23 protein-coding genes are annotated in these 16,962 nt (G+C 64.6%); 5 read left to right on the forward strand and 18 right to left on the reverse strand.

The features are described from left to right. Positions 1 to 78 precede the first annotated feature (78 nt). From FFI89_RS18765 to FFI89_RS18845, 17 genes are all read right to left on the reverse strand, one after another. Entirely contained in the window at positions 79 to 606 is a 528-nt protein-coding gene (locus tag FFI89_RS18765; RefSeq protein ID WP_138839096.1) for a hypothetical protein, read from the reverse strand. A 140-nt stretch (positions 607 to 746) separates the two neighbouring features. Continuing rightward, complete coding sequence (locus FFI89_RS18770) at positions 747 to 1,196, reverse strand: hypothetical protein (protein ID WP_138839098.1); 450 nt, start codon at positions 1,194 to 1,196, stop codon at positions 747 to 749. Beyond that, a complete protein-coding gene (locus FFI89_RS18775; RefSeq protein WP_138839100.1) occupies positions 1,189 to 1,536 on the reverse strand; it encodes a hypothetical protein in 348 nt (115 codons plus the stop codon). Before FFI89_RS18775 ends, FFI89_RS18770 begins: the two co-directional genes overlap by 8 nt. Beyond that, a complete protein-coding gene (locus FFI89_RS18780) occupies positions 1,533 to 1,853 on the reverse strand; it encodes a hypothetical protein (protein WP_138839103.1) in 321 nt (106 codons plus the stop codon). Before FFI89_RS18780 ends, FFI89_RS18775 begins: the two co-directional genes overlap by 4 nt. Positions 1,854 to 1,858: 5 nt before the next feature. Then, the gene (locus tag FFI89_RS18785; RefSeq protein WP_138839105.1) at positions 1,859 to 3,625 is read right to left on the reverse strand and encodes a hypothetical protein; all 1,767 of its coding nucleotides are present in this window, start codon (positions 3,623 to 3,625) and stop codon (positions 1,859 to 1,861) included. Continuing rightward, positions 3,622 to 5,361: a hypothetical protein gene (locus tag FFI89_RS35295; protein ID WP_138839107.1), complete on the reverse strand. Its 1,740-nt coding sequence runs from the start codon at positions 5,359 to 5,361 to the stop codon at positions 3,622 to 3,624. The genes FFI89_RS18785 and FFI89_RS35295 overlap by 4 nt, the downstream gene beginning before the upstream one ends. Continuing rightward, complete coding sequence (locus tag FFI89_RS18795; protein ID WP_138839109.1) at positions 5,358 to 7,469, reverse strand: hypothetical protein; 2,112 nt, start codon at positions 7,467 to 7,469, stop codon at positions 5,358 to 5,360. The genes FFI89_RS35295 and FFI89_RS18795 overlap by 4 nt, the downstream gene beginning before the upstream one ends. Next, positions 7,466 to 8,134, reverse strand: coding sequence for a hypothetical protein (locus FFI89_RS18800; protein WP_138839111.1), 669 nt, complete (start codon positions 8,132 to 8,134; stop codon positions 7,466 to 7,468). Before FFI89_RS18800 ends, FFI89_RS18795 begins: the two co-directional genes overlap by 4 nt. Beyond that, positions 8,131 to 8,310 (reverse strand): hypothetical protein, encoded by a 180-nt coding sequence (locus FFI89_RS18805; RefSeq protein WP_138839113.1) that lies wholly within the window; start codon positions 8,308 to 8,310, stop codon positions 8,131 to 8,133. The genes FFI89_RS18800 and FFI89_RS18805 overlap by 4 nt, the downstream gene beginning before the upstream one ends. Beyond that, a complete protein-coding gene (locus FFI89_RS18810) occupies positions 8,307 to 8,807 on the reverse strand; it encodes an HNH endonuclease (protein WP_138839115.1) in 501 nt (166 codons plus the stop codon). Before FFI89_RS18810 ends, FFI89_RS18805 begins: the two co-directional genes overlap by 4 nt. Then, positions 8,804 to 9,487 (reverse strand): GapR family DNA-binding domain-containing protein, encoded by a 684-nt coding sequence (locus tag FFI89_RS18815; protein WP_138839117.1) that lies wholly within the window; start codon positions 9,485 to 9,487, stop codon positions 8,804 to 8,806. The genes FFI89_RS18810 and FFI89_RS18815 overlap by 4 nt, the downstream gene beginning before the upstream one ends. Next, positions 9,484 to 11,373, reverse strand: a complete 1,890-nt coding sequence (locus tag FFI89_RS18820) for a helicase HerA domain-containing protein (protein ID WP_138839119.1) — start codon at positions 11,371 to 11,373, stop codon at positions 9,484 to 9,486. Before FFI89_RS18820 ends, FFI89_RS18815 begins: the two co-directional genes overlap by 4 nt. Continuing rightward, complete coding sequence (locus FFI89_RS18825) at positions 11,370 to 12,461, reverse strand: DUF5131 family protein (protein ID WP_138839121.1); 1,092 nt, start codon at positions 12,459 to 12,461, stop codon at positions 11,370 to 11,372. The genes FFI89_RS18820 and FFI89_RS18825 overlap by 4 nt, the downstream gene beginning before the upstream one ends. Then, a complete protein-coding gene (locus FFI89_RS18830) occupies positions 12,458 to 12,763 on the reverse strand; it encodes a hypothetical protein (protein WP_138839123.1) in 306 nt (101 codons plus the stop codon). Before FFI89_RS18830 ends, FFI89_RS18825 begins: the two co-directional genes overlap by 4 nt. Beyond that, a complete protein-coding gene (locus FFI89_RS18835; RefSeq protein WP_138839125.1) occupies positions 12,760 to 13,035 on the reverse strand; it encodes a hypothetical protein in 276 nt (91 codons plus the stop codon). The genes FFI89_RS18830 and FFI89_RS18835 overlap by 4 nt, the downstream gene beginning before the upstream one ends. Further along, complete coding sequence (locus FFI89_RS18840; RefSeq protein ID WP_138839127.1) at positions 13,032 to 13,289, reverse strand: hypothetical protein; 258 nt, start codon at positions 13,287 to 13,289, stop codon at positions 13,032 to 13,034. Before FFI89_RS18840 ends, FFI89_RS18835 begins: the two co-directional genes overlap by 4 nt. Beyond that, positions 13,286 to 13,603: a hypothetical protein gene (locus FFI89_RS18845; protein WP_138839129.1), complete on the reverse strand. Its 318-nt coding sequence runs from the start codon at positions 13,601 to 13,603 to the stop codon at positions 13,286 to 13,288. The genes FFI89_RS18840 and FFI89_RS18845 overlap by 4 nt, the downstream gene beginning before the upstream one ends. A gap of 218 nt (positions 13,604 to 13,821) precedes the next feature. Here FFI89_RS18845 and FFI89_RS18850 point away from each other — a divergent pair, with 218 nt between their 5' ends. Together FFI89_RS18850 and FFI89_RS18855 are read left to right on the forward strand one after the other, a co-directional pair. Next, entirely contained in the window at positions 13,822 to 14,001 is a 180-nt protein-coding gene (locus FFI89_RS18850) for a hypothetical protein (protein ID WP_138839131.1), read from the forward strand. A gap of 100 nt (positions 14,002 to 14,101) precedes the next feature. Beyond that, on the forward strand, positions 14,102 to 15,013 hold the full coding sequence (locus FFI89_RS18855) for a S24 family peptidase (RefSeq protein WP_168212947.1): 912 nt from the start codon (positions 14,102 to 14,104) through the stop codon (positions 15,011 to 15,013). Between the two features lie 3 nt (positions 15,014 to 15,016). Here FFI89_RS18855 and FFI89_RS18860 read toward each other — a convergent pair whose 3' ends face one another. Beyond that, positions 15,017 to 15,514, reverse strand: coding sequence for a pilus assembly protein N-terminal domain-containing protein (locus FFI89_RS18860; protein ID WP_138839135.1), 498 nt, complete (start codon positions 15,512 to 15,514; stop codon positions 15,017 to 15,019). 124 nt (positions 15,515 to 15,638) lie between these two features. Here FFI89_RS18860 and FFI89_RS18865 point away from each other — a divergent pair, with 124 nt between their 5' ends. From FFI89_RS18865 to FFI89_RS18875, 3 genes are all read left to right on the forward strand, one after another. Further along, a complete protein-coding gene (locus FFI89_RS18865) occupies positions 15,639 to 16,121 on the forward strand; it encodes a phospholipase (RefSeq protein WP_138839136.1) in 483 nt (160 codons plus the stop codon). A 58-nt stretch (positions 16,122 to 16,179) separates the two neighbouring features. After that, the gene (locus FFI89_RS18870) at positions 16,180 to 16,380 is read left to right on the forward strand and encodes a hypothetical protein (protein WP_138839138.1); all 201 of its coding nucleotides are present in this window, start codon (positions 16,180 to 16,182) and stop codon (positions 16,378 to 16,380) included. Between the two features lie 62 nt (positions 16,381 to 16,442). After that, positions 16,443 to 16,958: a hypothetical protein gene (locus FFI89_RS18875; RefSeq protein WP_138839140.1), complete on the forward strand. Its 516-nt coding sequence runs from the start codon at positions 16,443 to 16,445 to the stop codon at positions 16,956 to 16,958. The last annotated feature ends 4 nt before the right edge of the window (positions 16,959 to 16,962 follow it).

Genomic DNA, 16,962 nt, shown 5'->3' on the forward strand with positions numbered 1-16,962 from the left:
CGGGAGCCTTCAACTAAGAGGGAAGCGACGGCCCGAATCGCTGCTAAGGCCGTCGCCCCATTGCGCCAGGAGGCTGGCTCAGGCCTCTTCGCGAATCGCCCAGGTACCGAAATCGCCGTCGGAATCTGCCTGCACGGTCGCCTCGATGGCGATGGTGCTCCAGTCGTCATTGTCCTTGATGATGCTGAAATCGCCGGACGGAATGAACGAGACATCGCCCGACCAGTCGACCTGGTTGCCGGTGTCGTTGTCGCCGATCACCTCGAGGAACCCCTCGAACCGGGTCTGCGACAACCCCTTGATGATAAAGCTGCCATCCGATTGCTCCTGGCGCAGCCCGAGCGCGAAATATTCGAGGTTTGCCGCCGTGATCTCGTCGAGGGCGAACTTGGCGGTCGCACCGACCTGGGTGATGATCTTCTTGTCGACGGTACGCTTGCCGCCGGAGTTTTTGGTGTGCTCCTTGGTGGTTACGGCGGACGAGATCGTGAAGTTGACGATGTTGCCCAGCGAGCGTCGCGCGCCGGCGCCGGTGCCGATCGACGGCGTAAAGAATCCGGTGCCGGTCGGGATCGAATAGTTTTTGTCATTTGGGGACGTTGCCATTGGTCATGCTCCAGTGTGAGCCGCGCGCAGGCGGCAGGGTTGCGACGCATTCGCAATGAAGCGTCTCGAATAACGCGGGCGGTTACAGTCGGGGATTTCGAGGCGCGCGGTTCACAGCGCCTTTCTTCAGAGAGCCTTTTTCAGAGCGCTTTGGGATCGAGCATCACGGCGATCCGAAAGCGGACCGCCATCCGTCCTTCCATCAGCATCGCAAACGCAAGATCGCTGTCCATGCCGGCATAGCGGATCGAGCGCCGGTTCACGGTCAACGCCAGCAGCTCGGTATCGGTCATGACCGCCTTGATCAGGCGGGCGCGGATCATGTTGAGGTCACTGCCGACATCGCGCGTGCGTGCACCGCAGGCGATCAACAGCTGCGGCACCATGATCACCATACCCTTGTCCGAGGCATGGCGACTGCCGAAATCCTCGGTTACTTCCTCGGCGCCCTCGAGCACGGAGATCCGCCGCTGATCGACGCTATCCATCAGCGTCGCATTGCGCGCGGCGATATCGATGTCCTCGATGTCGCGGGCGATCGCTTCGAGCCGCACCATCACAGCTTCGCGCTTGTCGACAGAATCAGTCATCGGAGCGCTCCTGCAGGATCAGATAGAGTTCGCCCTGGCCGCCCGGCACCGGTTTCGGCAACGTCGACTCGACGTTCCATGACGCACCGTTGAAGGTCAGCCGGCCATCCTTCATCTTGCCGCGATCGAGACTGTTCTCGATCAGCTCTCTGACCCGGACGCAGGCCGCCGGCCGCGAAGTCTGCAACATCACCGGCCCCTGCGGGATCTCGACGCCAGCGGTCTTGTCGAGCACGGTGAGATCGGCGCGCACGCCCTCGCGCGACAGAAACTGCGCCGGCAGCCCGTCGATTTCATAATGTGGGTCGATCAGGTCCGCGTCGTAATCGATCTGACTCATGACGGCGTCCTACAAACCACATGCGACCACAGCGACACCGTGTTGCCGCGATCGGTTCCGACCACGGCCTGCAACACGTATTTGACGTCGGCGACCAACCCGGAAATGTGCTGCATGGTCTTGGTGCCCTGATACTCGGCCGCGATCGCGACATGATCGGCGGCGTTGGCGTCCGCAGCCTCGCTGCCGGCGGCAACCGTGCAGTACCAGGTGGCCGAAATGATCAGCTCGCCGTCGGCGAGATCGCGCACGAAATCGAACGTATAGGTCTCGCTCTCGACCGCATCGGCAGGCGGGAAGTCACGGCCAACATACATCTGCGCTAGCTCCCGGCATTTTCGAGCAACCGGCGCCCACGCGGGCGCAGGCCGCCGATCGGATTGGACAAGATGCGAACGCGCGGCGTCTCGTTGGCGAGCTCGCGCGTGCGCTGGTGCCGGCTGCGCAGCAGCAGCGCCTCGTCGATCGAGGGCTCGATCGCCCGTTCCAGGCTCAGCGTGCCGAACCCATCCGGATCGGCAAATCCGGACAGCACCAGCGCCGCGGCCACCTTCAATTCAGGCGCACCGAACCCGCTTGCATTACTCAAACCGGACAGCGTCAGCGTGGTCGACACCGGCTTGAGCTGCGGCGCGCCGAACCCGTTGACGGCGGCAACGCCGCTCAGCTGCAGCGCCTGGTCCGGGACCAACGTCGGTGTCCCAAAGCCGTCGGTATCGGCAAAACCCGACAGCGCCAACGTCTGCGCAAACGGCGGAAACAGCGTCGGCGCGCCGAACGCATTGGCGCTGGCAAAGCCGGTTGCGGTCAGCTGCAGCGTGATCGCCTCGAGGAACACCACGAACACCGGCGCCTTGCTGTTCTGCAAGGTCGAGGCACCGAACGGATCGGACGGCCCGTCGGCGAACGCATCGGCATTGAAGCGCGAATTCGGCCCGGCCGACAGGAACCAGTTGAAATTGCCGTCCGAATGCAGCGCCGCCCACAGCGAGGTGTTCGCCGGCACGGCGCGCGGCACCAGCAACGGATAGGAGTTGCTGCCGATCGCGACCTGCGTCTTGACCGCGCTCTGCGCCAGCAGCGCCCCCGGCAGGCCGGCGACGTCGGCGTAGAGCGCCATCCGGGTGTTGACGTTTTTGGCGACACTCGACTGCGCCTCGAGCGCCACGATCAGCCCGGCCTCGCTCAGGGTCAGCCGGGTGGCGTATTTCTGCGCGGCGCCGACCCCGCCCGGCTTGGTGCCGCCGCCCTGGCCGGTCTTTTTCTTGAGCTGCAGCACCGGCACGCCAAAGCGGTCGAGATCGGCCAGCGCGGTCAGGGCGACCGTCACCGGTCCCGGGATCAATTGCGGCGCGCCGAAGCGGTTGACGGCAGCCATACCGGCGAGCGTCAGCGTAACGGCCGCGGGCGTCAGCCTCGGCGCGCCGAAGCCGTTACTGTTGGCGATACCGGCCGCCAGCGTCAGCGTGTAGCGCGGGGTCAGCGTTGGTACGCCAAACGCATTGACGGCGGCAACGCCGGACAAGGAAAGATCAACCGTGCCGACCGACAACTGCAACGCGCCAAAGCCATTGACCGCGGCAAAGCCGGACAGCGACAACGTCACCGCGCCACCCGCCAGTGCCGGCGTGCCGAAGGCATTGCTGTCGGCAAACCCCGCCAGCGCCAGCGTCACCGCCCCCGGCGACAGCGTCGCGCTGCCGAACGCGTCACCGGAAGCGATGCCGGTCAGCGCCAGGTTCAAGGATAGCGCCGGCGCGCCGAAGGCATTGCTGTCGGCAAAGCCCGCCAGCGACAACGTCACCGCACCCGGAGACAGGCTCGGGCCACCGAAGCCGTTGCTGTCGGCAAAGCCCGCCAGCGACAACGTCACCGCGCCCGCGGTCAGTACCGGCGCGCCGAAGCCGTTGACCGAGGCGAACCCGGCCAGCGTCAGGTTCTGCGTCGACACTCCGAACAGGAACGGCGACGCCACGCCGCCGTACCAGTATTTGGAGTCGCCACTGGTCGCGCCGGATTTCTTCAGGCCCTCGAACGCAACGCCGTTATACCAGTATTTCTGGCCGCCGGTCGGCGTGACGATCGTCATGCGACCGTCACGTCGTCATAGTTGATCGCGCCAGCGGTGCCGTCGCAGTCGATGAAAAATTCCACCACGCCATCGGCGGTCGCGGTCGGCGTCGCGCCGCTGATCTGGTTCCACGCGCCAGTACCCGCGCTATAGGTGGCGAGAATGGTATCCACCATGATGCCGACGGCCGGGTTAGCGCGGACGCCGAGGCGCGGCTGATTGCCATTATAGGCCGCGGTCTTGCGAATATAAACGGCGGCGGTCACGCTGGTGCCGCTATCGATCTCGCATTTCGGGCCGCGGCCGCACGACGAACTCTCCAGCTTGAACGTCGCACTGCTCGGGGTCATCAGAACTGAAGGCGCCGCCGTGTTGTAGGCGGCGGCATCGCGCTCGACCGTGCCATACGGATTGATGGTCTTGTTGACCCCCGCCACCTGACCGTATTTGTCGAACGACAGGTAGCTGCCCGCCGTCAGGTTCGTCGGGTTAGCGAAAAAGGTCGCCGCCCCGAACTTCACGTTCCTGCCGATGACGCGGTTGCGCGACGGATTGCTGTTGAAGTTGATATCCGAAGTGGTGTGGGCGGTGAGAATGCCGGACACGGTCGAGAACTCGCCAGTATTGATCGTAATGTCGACGGACGAAGGCCCGGAACGGATTCCTTCCGCAACCGAGAACGAACTATGGCCCCCAAGCACGGCGTTACTGAGCGTCATATCCACGGCGGCCGTACCACTCAGGTCTATGTTGCGGGTAGCGTTTCCAATCAAAGTCGGAGCCATGGAGAAGTCGTGCACGAACGACGAAATAGACACACCGAAATTGTTCAGCCACCCATAGAACGAGCCCATGTCGCCGGACAGTTCCGAACCAATATTAAGCGCACCGCCGTTGGCGTGAGAGACGTTGCCACCCCATGTGCCGAAAACTTCAAGGCCGCTAGGGTTTACGTTGACACCGTTCCCGCCGCCCCCGACGGATGTGTTGTTGGTAAACGCCCCCCCCAAGTCGTTGATGACATAGCAGTGCGCACTGCCGCCGCCTGTGGTGCGCATGAATATGTTATGATCGACAGTCCAATTGTTTGCAGTCTGCCTTTCCAAGTCCAGCCCGAACGCAAAATTCCAGAAGGTGTTGTAGCAAATCTCCAGCGTCGTGATGTTCTGGGACGCCTGATTGATGTAGATCGGCTGCGCCTCGCCGTCGTGGAACGACGAATACTTGATCGACATGTTGATCAGCGACGCGCTGTTCTGAATCACCAATTCGACGCCGCGCTTACCCGATCCATTGCCGATGAAGTAGAACTCGGTCCAGTCGACATCGACTGCGGCCCCGGCATAGACGTTGACAAATGTCATCGCCGTGGCGGAGGTGCTGCGAAGCTTGACGTTACGGGACAGCGATATGACTTCCGCCTGCGTCATCTGCAGATTGGCGGTGTGCACGCCGGACTGTGAACCGGAGGTATTGATCGCCGCCCCGCCCGGCGTCGCCGCAAGCTGGAAGGTCTCGGCAGCCCGGTTGACGTTGATGGCATAATAGATCGTGCTCGCCGTCAGCGGGGTCGGCAGCGCGCCGGTCGTCGTCAGATAGACAGCAGTTCCGTTGAAAATGCCGTGGTTGCGGCAGGTGGCCTTGGCGAGGTGCTCGCAGATCACGCGAAACGAAACGTCATCGACATCAGGGTTAAGCAGATCGAAATTGCGACCATCGGCGCAGGTCAGCGTGGTCTGTGATGCCGGTGTCATTGAGCATTCTCCCTTGCAGCCAGAAACAGCGGCAGATCGAGCGGCAGCGGCCCGGCCGCCGGCGCTTCCGCGATGACTTCCTCGAGGTCGACCTGGCGCGCCTCTCGGACGAGCTCGACGCCGACGCTGTCACCGTTGAGGCGGGCCGAGCGCTCGACGAACTGCTCGATCGAGCGCAGCCATTTCTGTCCGGCCTCGGTCAGCGCCAGCTTGGCCTCGAGCAGCACCACCGCGTAGCCGCAACCGATCAGGCCGCGCGCGAGCTCGGGCTCGACGGCATCACCATCGCGCACCGCGACCAGGCCCTGCCACTCGATGAACTCGTCATCGGTCAGCGTCGCCTTGAACACCTCGACGAAATTGGACCCAGGTCGCCCCGCGGACGGCACGGCGGGATCAGCGGTTTCGGAGGATACGTCGACCTGCTGAATGACTTCCCCCGGCGCATGCGTTGCCGCATCGGTCAGGGCTGGGTGATCCGCGGCCGGCGGCGGCGCGCGTTCCGTTGCATAGGCGTCGCCAGCGGCGGCGCCGTTCTTGGCCAGCTCACGACGCTCGGCCTCAAGCGCGCGAAATCGGGACCAACCCGGCTCGCTCAAGATCCAGTCGTTGCGATGCTCGATCCGAAACGCCAGGCCCTGCGCGATATAGGCCGGCGCTATCGCCGGCAGGATCTCGGCGCGGTTGGGAAAAGCAAAATTCGAGATCGCCCGCAACGCGGTGAATTCGTCGAGCTCGACAGGTCGCGCCGGCGCGAATGGAAAAATCTTGCAGTCTCCGCGAGCCGCGCATTCGTCGGGACTGTCGCAGTGTGACGACGAACCGCGGACGCATCGCCCGATGTACGGATCGACCTGGTCGAGCACGCAACGGTCGTCGATCGGCCCTTGCGTTTCCGGCATTCCATGTTGAACGAACGGCTCGGCAGCGACCCGGCCCTCGAGCTGCGCGGGCTCGGCGGCCCCGGCCTGGTTTCCGCAAGCCTCCCAGCCTTCCGGCAGCGGGTGCTCGGCGTCGACGCGAGCGAACAGTTCCAACACCGGCAGCCCGCCGGTCATGGTTGCGATCATGTGGCGGTAGAAATCGGGCTTGCGCGAATGCTCGCGCGGCCGCTCGCGATGGTTCGATCCGAATTTTTCGGATCCGGCCGGTTTCGGCAGGCCGGCGCCGCGCTTGAACAGCAGCAAGAGCTCGTCCTGGTCCCAGGCGATCAGGCCGAGGCCGCGATCGTCGGGCATGTCGGCGTCGGTCTTGGTCCAGACGAAACAGGTCGAATAGGAATCCATCCCGAGCGCGAGCTGGCAGGCAAAGGACAGCGGCACCTCGACCCGGGCCAACACCACCTCGCCGGTCGCCGACACCGTGACCTCGATCTCGGTCTCGACCGGCGCCAACAGGTGCGCGCGAGGGATCCAGAAAAACGCCCAGGAATCCGGCAGCAGCAGCTCGCGGGCGCTGCGCAGGAATTTGAGGATTTCCGGCCAGGTCATGGTCGGATAGTGGTTTTCATAGGCGCGGTCGCCGATCCCGGCCTTGCGCGACCAGGGGCAATCGATATAGGCGGCGGCGAATTGCCGGCCGCTCGGCAGCTCGGCCGAGGCGTCCGACAGCACCCGCGCCAGGTCGCGGCGCCGCTCGCGGCCCTTTTCCTCGGCGCCGACCTTGAGCAGGTCCATCGCGACCCGGCCCTGCCCGCCGCGCATTTCCTCGGCGTGACGCGCGAGCGCCGCCTCGAATTCGGCGCGGTCCATTTCCGCGACCCGCTGGGCCCGCGATGACAGTTTGCGGTCGATCCCGGCCTCGGCCAGCGTCGGTCGGTCGTCTGTTTTAGGCTGTTCCGTATCGGAATCGCCTAAACGCGGCCGCCCGGCGCCGGCCCTGCCCTGGTTGAGGCCGACCGTTTCCTTTTGCGCCAGCAGCATTTCGCCCAGGCGCCGCTCGGCGCGAAACCGGATCCGCGCCGCCTTGATCTCGAGGTCGCGGTTTTTGGCCTGCTTGGCATAGGCGCGCCAGGCCTCGGCCTGGCTGCGGATCTCGAGCACCTCGTCGACCGAGTCCGCCTCGGAAAGCGCCCGCTCGGCGGCCTCGTATTTGGCGAGCTCGGTCATGCTTCGCCTTTCGCTGCAGCCAAGAGCCGGCTCAAATCCGAAGGCGTCAGTAAATCCTCGACGGTTGTCAGGCTGTCGGCTGGCCGGCAATGCTTTTTGATCGAGCGCAACAACAACGATTGCGAGGCGATGCTGGCGACCAATCCATCGATCTCACCCACAGCAACAGAGCCAAGCCGGCGGCCATTGACGCGAAACTCATACGGCGAGTGATCGTTGCGATGGCTTGAGGGCCGAAGCGTAACGGGCGCTCGCCCCGTTCCTCTCTCCGAGCGGACTCTCAGATCGTGCAGCTGCGTCTCGAAACGATCAGGTTCGATTCGAGCGAGGTGCTGCGCCTTCATTGACAGCTTATGATCAACGCCCAACGCGCGCAGCGTTACCCGCGATCCGTCTAGCGGCGGTTGCCCCCGCGACTGCAGAGGCTGCCCGCCGTTGCTCAATACGCCGACACGCTTCAAGTCGGCGAGCATTTCGCCGAGGCGCCGCTCGGCGCGAATGCGGATCTCAGCAGCGTCTAGTTCAAGGTCGCGGTTCTTTGCGCGCTTGGCATAGACCCGCATCGCCTCGGCCTTGTCGGCAATGTCTTTGACATCATCAACGGATTTCGCCTGCGCTAGCGCTGCACACGCGACCGAATAGGGAACGATTTGCACGCCGCTCATGTCGGCACCCCGCATTTCGGGCAGCCGTGCAGCCAGACGTCGGCGATCTTGCGGATCCGCCAGCGCTCGCGCTTCATCACCTCGCGGGCTTCCGCGAAATCATCGGTCTCGGTCTCGAGCACCTGGTCGCACGAGTCACACTCGACCAGGATATTGCCGCGCTGGCGGTCGATCAAAACGGCACCTCCTGCAATTGGAGGCCGCCGCCGAGCTCGGCCATCAGCTGCAGCACGATGGCATCGAGCGATGGCGCGGTGCCGCGGCTGCGGCGGTTGAGATTGTTCTCGGCCTTGGTCAGCCAGCGCAGGTTGGCGCGGCGGTTATCCAGCGTCTGGCCGTTGATGTGGTCGGCGAAATGCGCCGCCAGGAATGCGTCATCCGGCGGCGGCTCGGCCTCGATCATGATCTCGCGCGACATGCGCACGGTCGACCGCCCCGGCCCCTCGTTGCGCTTGGCATAGAGCTGCCACTCGAGGCCGCGGCGCGCGCCGGCGTGCCACACGTTCCAGATGTGTTGCGACAGCCAGGCATGGTCGCTGGCGTCGACCAAGGTCCAGATGTTGTCGCGCGCCGACAGCATGATGCGGCGCCATGGCGTGCCGGTCAGGTCGACCAGTTCCGAAGCCTGGAATTCGGCGAGCTGGCGCGCCTCGATCAGATTGGCCCGCATCATTCGACCGGCTCGTCGGTTTCGCTGTCAGCCGGCGCTGCGCCCTGCCCGGCCTTGAACGCCGCCAGATCCTGCTCGGCCTGCGACAGCGCGCCGCCGTCGATCTCGTCGGTCGCGGGCTTGCGCCTGGCGCGAGCCTCGGCCTTGTCGGCGGCTTCCTTGACGGCCGACGTCGCGGCGGGATCTTTCCGCACCATCGCGAGCACGGTCGCCGAGCGCTTAGCCGCGCCCCTGCCGGGTTTCGGCCCGGTCGGTTTCGGCTCGACATAGGGCTCGACATGCGACTGGCCGTCATCGTCGCGCCAGATCCGCAACGGATCGCCGCCGACGCGCGCGATGATCTCGCCGTTGCGCGGCACCATCTTGCTGAAAGCGTCGACCACCTGGTCGCGCGCCAACGTGTCGACCGACAGCGCGGCGATCGCCGCCGCCAGCGGGCTTTCCGGCAGCATGCCGACGGCGTGCATGTAGGTCTCGAGCAGGGTCTCGTCGTCGTCGAGCTGCGCCGGGTTTTTCGCCCGCTTGCGCTTCACCATGCCGCGGATCGCCTTGCTGGAAAAACCCTCGGCCTTGGCATCGGCATAGATCGCGCGGATGTCGTCGGCGAGATCGGCGCGCTCGTCCTCGAGCCGCTCGACCTTTTCGAGATAAGATTTTAGCGCGGCGACGGTTTCGGACTTCATCGCGCCGCCTTCGAGGTTTTGGCGGGCTTCGATTTGGCCGCAGCGGACGCCGCCTTGCCGCGCTCACCCGGCTTGATCGAGAAATTCAATTTGATGTTGGCGGCGACGCGCGCGACGTTGGCGTAAGGCCGGCCGATCAGTTCGACCGCTTCCGTCAGCGTCTTGCCGTCGGTCCAGGCCTTCTGTAGCGCGATGTAATCCGCATCCGACCAGGCGACGCGCTGTTTCAGGCCGAGATTGCTCGCCTTAGTTCTGATCGCGCCGACCAGCTTCCCGAGCCGCTCGGCGATTTGTTTCGCCGGCATCTTCTCGGCGTAAAGCTTTTTCAGCTCCTCGATCTGCTCGGTGGTCCAGGCCTCGCCGGAACGATCGAAATTGTGCTTCTGCGCAAACTTGAAGATCGACGTCATGCCGCGGTCGAAACCGGCTTCTTTCAACTCGGCGATGATCTCGCGATAGGGCTTGCCGTTCTCGAGGCCAGCCAGCGCAATCGCCTTTTCCGGCTCGGTCCAGTAATTGACGCGGTCGCGCGTGATGCCGAGTGCGATCGCGCGCATCTGGATCGCGACCCTGCCCCGGGTGAAACCGCCCTCGGCCAGCAAGCCGACGATGTCCATAATCTTGACCTCGCGCGCATAGGCCTGCCGCACGATCTCGTCCTCGTCCGCCGACCAGCCGACCGCAGCCTTGGCGCTGACCAGGCCGAGCGCATGCGCCCGCATCGAGATGTTGCTGGTCGAGGTCGAGAACCCGATTCCGGCGAGCGCCTGGCCGATGTCGGCGATCGACATTCCGTCGCGGTAGCCGTCACGGATGATCTGGTCCTCGTCGGCGCGCCAGTCGCGGCCGCGGCGGCCGGATGCCGGCCGATGATTGCCCCTCGGGCGGTCGTCGCCGTCGTCGGCATCGAGGCCCTCGACCTGGCTGAGCAACGCCATGGCTGCGCTGGCCGCGATCGGCGGCGGCGCCTCGACCCGCGGCGCCTCGCCCTTGTGGCGGGTTTCGACGCCGCCAGCCTTGAACCGCGAACGTCCGGCGATGTTGAAGGCGGGCCCGATACCAATGAACTCGCCGTCGGCGAGCGTGCGCAGCGCGCGGCTGTGACCGGCCGTAAAGCCAAGCACGTCGCCGGCGCGCTCGAGGTCGCGATCAAAGATGGTGCGGCCGACGATCACATTGGTGGTCTTGAACGCGACCGCCTTCGACGTCTCGGCGAGACGCTGGGTTGCGATCACGCCGGCGACGCCGCGCTTGCGGCCACGGCCCATCATGTCGGCGATCGCCGAGATCGCCCGCTTGCGGGTTTCGGTCTCGACGTCGCCGGTGTCGTAATGCGGCGCAAAGGTCTGCGCCTCGTCAATCAGCACCAGCAGCGGATGCCAGTGCTCGGCCGGCGCCTCGATCAGGCCGGCGGCGAATTCCGCCGCGGTCTCGAGCCGCTGTTCCGAGGTGGCATCCGACAGGTCGAGGATCGCGCTATAGCGATGCGCACGGATATGACGCGCCAGCGCGCGGCCGCCGACGCGCAGGATCTCGGCCGAGGCCAGCACGGCGACGTCGAATTTTTCAGCGAGCGTCAGGAATTCGCCGTCGGGATCGACCACGACCTGCTGCACCTTGCCGAACGCCTGTTCGAACAGCCGCCGCAGCAACATCGACTTGCCGGCGCCGCTATTGCCCTGGATCAGCATGCGGCCCTCGATCAGCTTGCCGAGGCTGATTCCGACCTGGTCGCCGTTCGACGAGCTCCCCAGCAAGATGTCGCCGTCGCGGATCTTTCGCGGCTCGGGCCTTGGTGTCGGCTTGGGTGCGCCAGATCCGCCAGGACCAAACCCCCGCCCCTCGCGCGCCAGTGCTTCCGACATTTTGGTGTCGATCACGTTCATGCTGGTGCCCTCACTGGAAATGCGTCATGCGTCACGCCGTCGAGCAGCCGGCCGGCGCGGGTCTTGCCGACACGAACCAACGTCGACCTGGCGCCGAATTTCGTGAACTGGCGCGGATAGCCGTCGACCTGGAGCATCGTTTCGCGATCGTGCTCATAGTCGCCGAACGCAAAACGGCCGGGATCGCCAGCAGCGTGCGCGGCGGCGGGATGCCATTCGCCCCACTGCTTGAAAAAGAACGGCACGGCGGCGCCGGCGCACTGATCGCGCAGCTCGCGTACCCATTGGATGCTCATCGGCCGCGCGCCGTGGCCCGACTCGCCGCCGGCGATCACCCAATCGATTCCAGGAGGTGTTCTCTTGAGCCAAGCGGTGTGGCCGTCGATCACTCCGCGCAGTTCGCCCTTGAGGCAATCGCGCCGTTCGTTCGGGCTGACGACAAGTCGAAGCAGGTCGATCGGCCCGAGCAGCGGCTCGGCGGAAATGAAGCGGATCGCCGCCGGCGTCTGCAGCAGCAGCGGGATCCGCTGATCGGCCTCCTGCTGCCGCTCGGTCGACACGCCGAGCCAGACGTTGGGCAGCGGCCATTCGAGTGGATGGCAGTCTGCGCCGCCCCAAAAGTCGCCGACCAGATCAGCGATTATGTCGGCACGCGCAATTTCAACGATGCCGTCACGTTTCGCCGGCGGCCGCAGAAAATAATCGCGCATCCGCGCTGCGCGCTTGGTCAGCACCTGGAACGTGTGCTCGGGACAAGCGGCCATCACCGCAAAGACGCTGTCAATCCATGCGTCGGGCACGTCCTCATGAAACAGGTCGCCCATCGAGTTGACGAAATAGGTCGTTGACTTGTTGCGCTTGAGCGGCGCCATCAGCGCCTTGGCCGCCAGTGCGACCTTGCCGGTCCAGACTGCGTTGCCGTTGACCCTTTTGGTGGTGCCGGCGTAGTGCGATTGCCCGCCCATCGCCTCGATCCGCGCCGCCATCTTCATCGCGTAGCAATTGGAACAGCCGGGCGAAACGATCGAGCAGCCGACGATCGGATTCCAGGTCGCCTCGGTCCACTCGATCGCGGATTTTCCGGTCATGATGGTGTCGCCTCAAACAGATCCGCCGGCTCGGCCTGCAGCGCCTTGCCCGCATAGCCCATCGCCAGCAGCGCGCGGGCGACCAGGTGCCAGACGTGAATGGATTGCCGCGGATAGCGCTTCACTTCGCCGACGCGGTTGGTGACGCGCCGATCCAGCTGCTCGCGGTCACGGCCGCGCAAGGTTTCGGCGCGATAATCGCCATGCTCGACCGAGCCGCCGACATTGCAGATCGTCATACGGCCGATCTCGGTGACCTTTTTGGTGATGGCGCTATGCAGTTCGATGCGCACCACGATCATCGGATCACCTCGACCATGCCGAGGTCGACGCGGTACGGCCGCGCCTTGGCGTAGACCAACAGGTCGCCGGCGAAACCCTCATGCAGAAACGGCTCGCCCTCGAACATGATCAAGAGCGGCGCGCTGTCGGCAATCACCAGCCGCACGATCGCGAGCTCGGCATGGTCAAACCCGGTCAGCCTGGCGCGCACCGCGCGAACGGCGGGAACGGTGCCGCCAGTGCCCCGGAGGGCGCCGGACTGCCGGCGATCGACCGTTCCCGCGCCCGTCATGGCTGCCACCTGCGCGGCAGCCGCGAGGGATCGAAATCGCCCGGCTCGTCCATCTGGCGCTGGCCGAACACCGGCCGCGGCGGATAGGGCCGCCGTGGCGGCAGCGCGGCCTCGTCAGAGAGACGCACCGGCGAGTTGAACGGCCAGGCGATCACCGCAATCAGCACGGCCAGCAGCAGCGCCAGCAGGCAGATCGAGCCGCCGAGGAAATACAGCGGCGCCGCATCGCAGACGTGATCGAGGAAATTCATCATCGCGGCCCCCTCGCCTCGAGGATCCGCTGCTCGCGGCGGTCAAGGTCGCGCTTCATGCGCAGCTGGTCGCGCTTGAGCTGGGCGATGTCGGCGAGGTCGAGCAGCTCGTCGAACCAGGGCTGCGGGGTCTCGGCCATGATCGCCCGCAGCACCGCGAGGCCGTGCTCGGACCGCAGCAGCGCCAGCACCAGATCGAGATTTTCGGGGCGATGGCCGGACAGCATTTTCTGGCATGTGGATAACCCGGCCTGGGTCAAAATATGCAGCGCCCACGCGGCTTTCTGCGCCGGCAGCAGGTCCTTGATGGTCTGCATCAGCGGCGAAATCTGATTCCCCGCTGTGCAATTCGGTTTCCGGATCCGGAAACGCCCCGATTTGGCTGGCTTCGCCTTTCGCGCTAGCGGTCGCAGCATGAGTTCCCCTTTTGGAACAGGAAAGCGGAGATCAGTGCGCGAGCCGGATCAGGATCAGGCCCGCGAAAACGACGGCGCCGGACAGCGCCAGGTAGAAATGCGTTGTGGGAGTTTGCGGCATGGCAGGGATCTCCGATCACGACGAGGCGAGACGCGGCGAACGCAACCAGGACGCAACGGAGATTGAGGACAGGATCTCGCGCGTGCTGCGCGAATGGCGCGCCGAGGTGTTGGCCGCAAAGGCAGCGCGCTGGCGCAGTCGATTGAAGGGCTGGTGGTGGTGGTGGCGCCTGTCATGATGTCACCCGCTGACCGTCGGCGGACTGCGCTTTCCGCGCGTGCATCAGCGCGAGACATTCATAGGTGAGCCAGTCGATGTTGCGTTCGGAGGCGAGTTGGATGATGCGCGGCCACAACCCGACTGAGATGCGGCCGCGGCGCTTCATTTCCGATCCTGTCGACGACCCCTTCAACTCCAGCACACGCGAGAACGCGCTGGGCCCCCCGAAGGCCTCGAAGACATCGTCAACGGTTTTGGGCGAATCAATCTCGGGCATGGCTCGGACCTACATGATTCGTGTTGATCGCGTCAACATGACTTGTGTCAACACAATTTGTGATCATGTGCCCATGGATACGATGGGTGAGCGCCTCCGGTATGCGCGCGAAAAGGCCGGTTTTCCTTCAGCAATGGCTGCGGCGAAGCGGTTCGGCTGGCCTACGTCGACCTACGCCGCGCATGAAAACGGCCAAAATCTTATTCCTGTGGATACCGTCAAAATCTATGCCCGGACATTCAAGGTCTCGGCCGGCTGGCTGCTGGCCAGGGAGGGCGAGGTCAACCGCTCCAACATGGTTAAGGTCGCGGGCCTGGTCGGTGCCGGCGGAACGATCGACACCAGTGTCGAAAATCTTGGTCATGAGGGGCTCGACGAAATCGAACTGCCGTTTTCACTTCCGGAAGAGGCGATCGCATACCGGATCAACGGCGATTCCATGTGGCCGCGCTACGATGACGGCGACGTCATCGTCGTGTTCACAAGGCCCTACGCCATCAGCGAGATGCTCAACGTTCCCGAGGCGCTGGTCACGACGGCCGACGGCAGTAGGTATCTGAAGCGGATTGTGGAGGGCTCACGGAAGGACCATTACGACCTGATGAGCCACAATGCGCCACCGATGCACAATGTGAGGCTTCAATCGGTGGCGGGCGTTCACGCCGTGGTCCGCCGCGGCAGCTGGCGGGCCTTGTCCAATTCCAAAAAGGCAAAACAGCTGCAGCAGCAGATCAAGAAAGCAAAGCCGGCCTAGGTATCACTGGAAACTGCGGGTGCGTTCGAAGAAGCCGCCATTGCCGGTCGGGATTCGCGTGGTCACCGCTTCCGAGCTCGGCTTGTTCCGGTTTGAGCCCTGGCCGGCACCGCAGCCGTAAGGGTCACACAAGAAGCCGACGTAATCGGCCTCTCCGGGAAGGCCGTAAATCTTCACCTGATGCGGTCCAACAATCACCTGCAGGCGCTGAATGCCCTTCCCGTCAGCCCGGCTGAGCTCGACGGTAGACACCCCCTCGGTGATGGCCTTGAACGCGATCGTGCTGTCGCTTCGGGGTGTGATCTCGACAAGATTTTGTACCGGGATGTCAATCCGATCGATTGGGTTCTCAAACCTGAAAAAGCGGGTTTCTCCCATCTGCAAGTGGATTGTCCCGTCGATCGGGAGCGTGACCTCCCTCATAGCCTGGGCCATCGCAGCATTGGCCAGCACCACAAGGCAGGCCGCGGCAAGGCAACTCAAGATACGGGAAATCAACATTTGCAGCCCCCTGAAACGGAAAAAGTATTTCAGGGAGAATGCCCGTCTATATCAACATAAATCATGTTGACATTATTCGTGTAAATTCAGATAAATCCCCCGCTTCAGCACGGGAGAATCACCCTTGGCCCCTCGCCGCGCCCACCTCGACCTTTCCCCGAAAGAATTCCGCGACGCCCTGGTCGACCACGGCTTTGCCTACCTCACGCCGATCGGCCGCTATGTCGATATCCGCGAGCGGCAGGTCGGCCGCTATCTCGACCCGGTTAGGGATCGCAGCGGCCGGATCCTCCGCCGGCAGACGCTCGCGGCCCTGCTGGCTGCGCGCGACCAGGCCGAGGCCGCCCGCGCGATGATCCGACAGGCGCACGCGCGACGCCAGGCGATCGCCGGCAAGATCGCCCCGCACGTTGTCTCGCCGTGCCGCGCCGACCTCAAGGGAACGGCAGCGATCGCCCAGCTCGCCGATGATTTCCTCACCCGCTTCGCCAGCGCCGGCCACGTCCAGTTTCTCGACCTGATCCAGATGGGCTGGCGCGCGGACCAGCTGAAGGCCCATGCCGACGATGCCCGCGCCGTCGCCGATCGCAAGGCAGTGCTGGCATGAGCCCGCGCATGACGGGTTGCCGCCATGTCCGGTGTAGCCCGCAGGGCGGAGCCGGATGATGCCGCTGTATTCCGCCGACTACACCATGCTGCGGCTGTTGAAATTCGCCGCGTTCGAACGCCACGGCGATCGCTGGCGGTTCGGCACCCGCTCGATTGCCGACAGCGTCGTCACCCGCCTCGTCAACGCCGGCCGCGCCGAGCGCGTCGGCGATCGCGTGCAGCTGATCGCCTGTCAGCGGCCGGAGGGGAAAACCTGAAACATTTTTTGTATCGCGTGTACGTGCGCCCCGGCGATTCACAGGGGCAGGAGAAGTTCACGATGAATATCCGCGACTACGATCCGAGCAAGGGGCAGGCCTTTCAGGGCGACGTCTCGATCATCCCGATCCCGGTCGACATCACCATCGCCACCTCGCAGGAAATCAGCCCGGTCAAAGGACGGCTGATCCTGCAGGAAGGCGAAGTCTCCGGCCATCACCACGCGATCGACCTGCACCAGCGTCACTTCCAGGCACAGCCGCGCGAGACCGGCGATCCGTTGCTGGCGACGAAGTCGCCGCGACTGCGCAAGGCGTTCGGCGGCATGACCAAGAAAAACGTCGAGCAGGTGACCGGCACCGCGCATCTGTACCGCGACGATGTCGCGGTTTCGGAAATGGTCCGCCGCGGCATTCTCACCCGCGCCGATCTCGCCGTCGGCTGCCTGGTGGTATCAGGCGCGCCGATGGCCCTCACCCACGAGGAGCACGACGGCATCCGCCTGCCGCCGGGGAGTTACCTGATCGGCCGCCAGGTCGAAAGCGCCGGCGCCGAAGAACGCGTCGTCGCCGACTGAGATG

It is taken from the genome of Bradyrhizobium sp. KBS0727 (genome assembly GCF_005937885.2).
Lineage (GTDB): Bacteria > Pseudomonadota > Alphaproteobacteria > Rhizobiales > Xanthobacteraceae > Bradyrhizobium.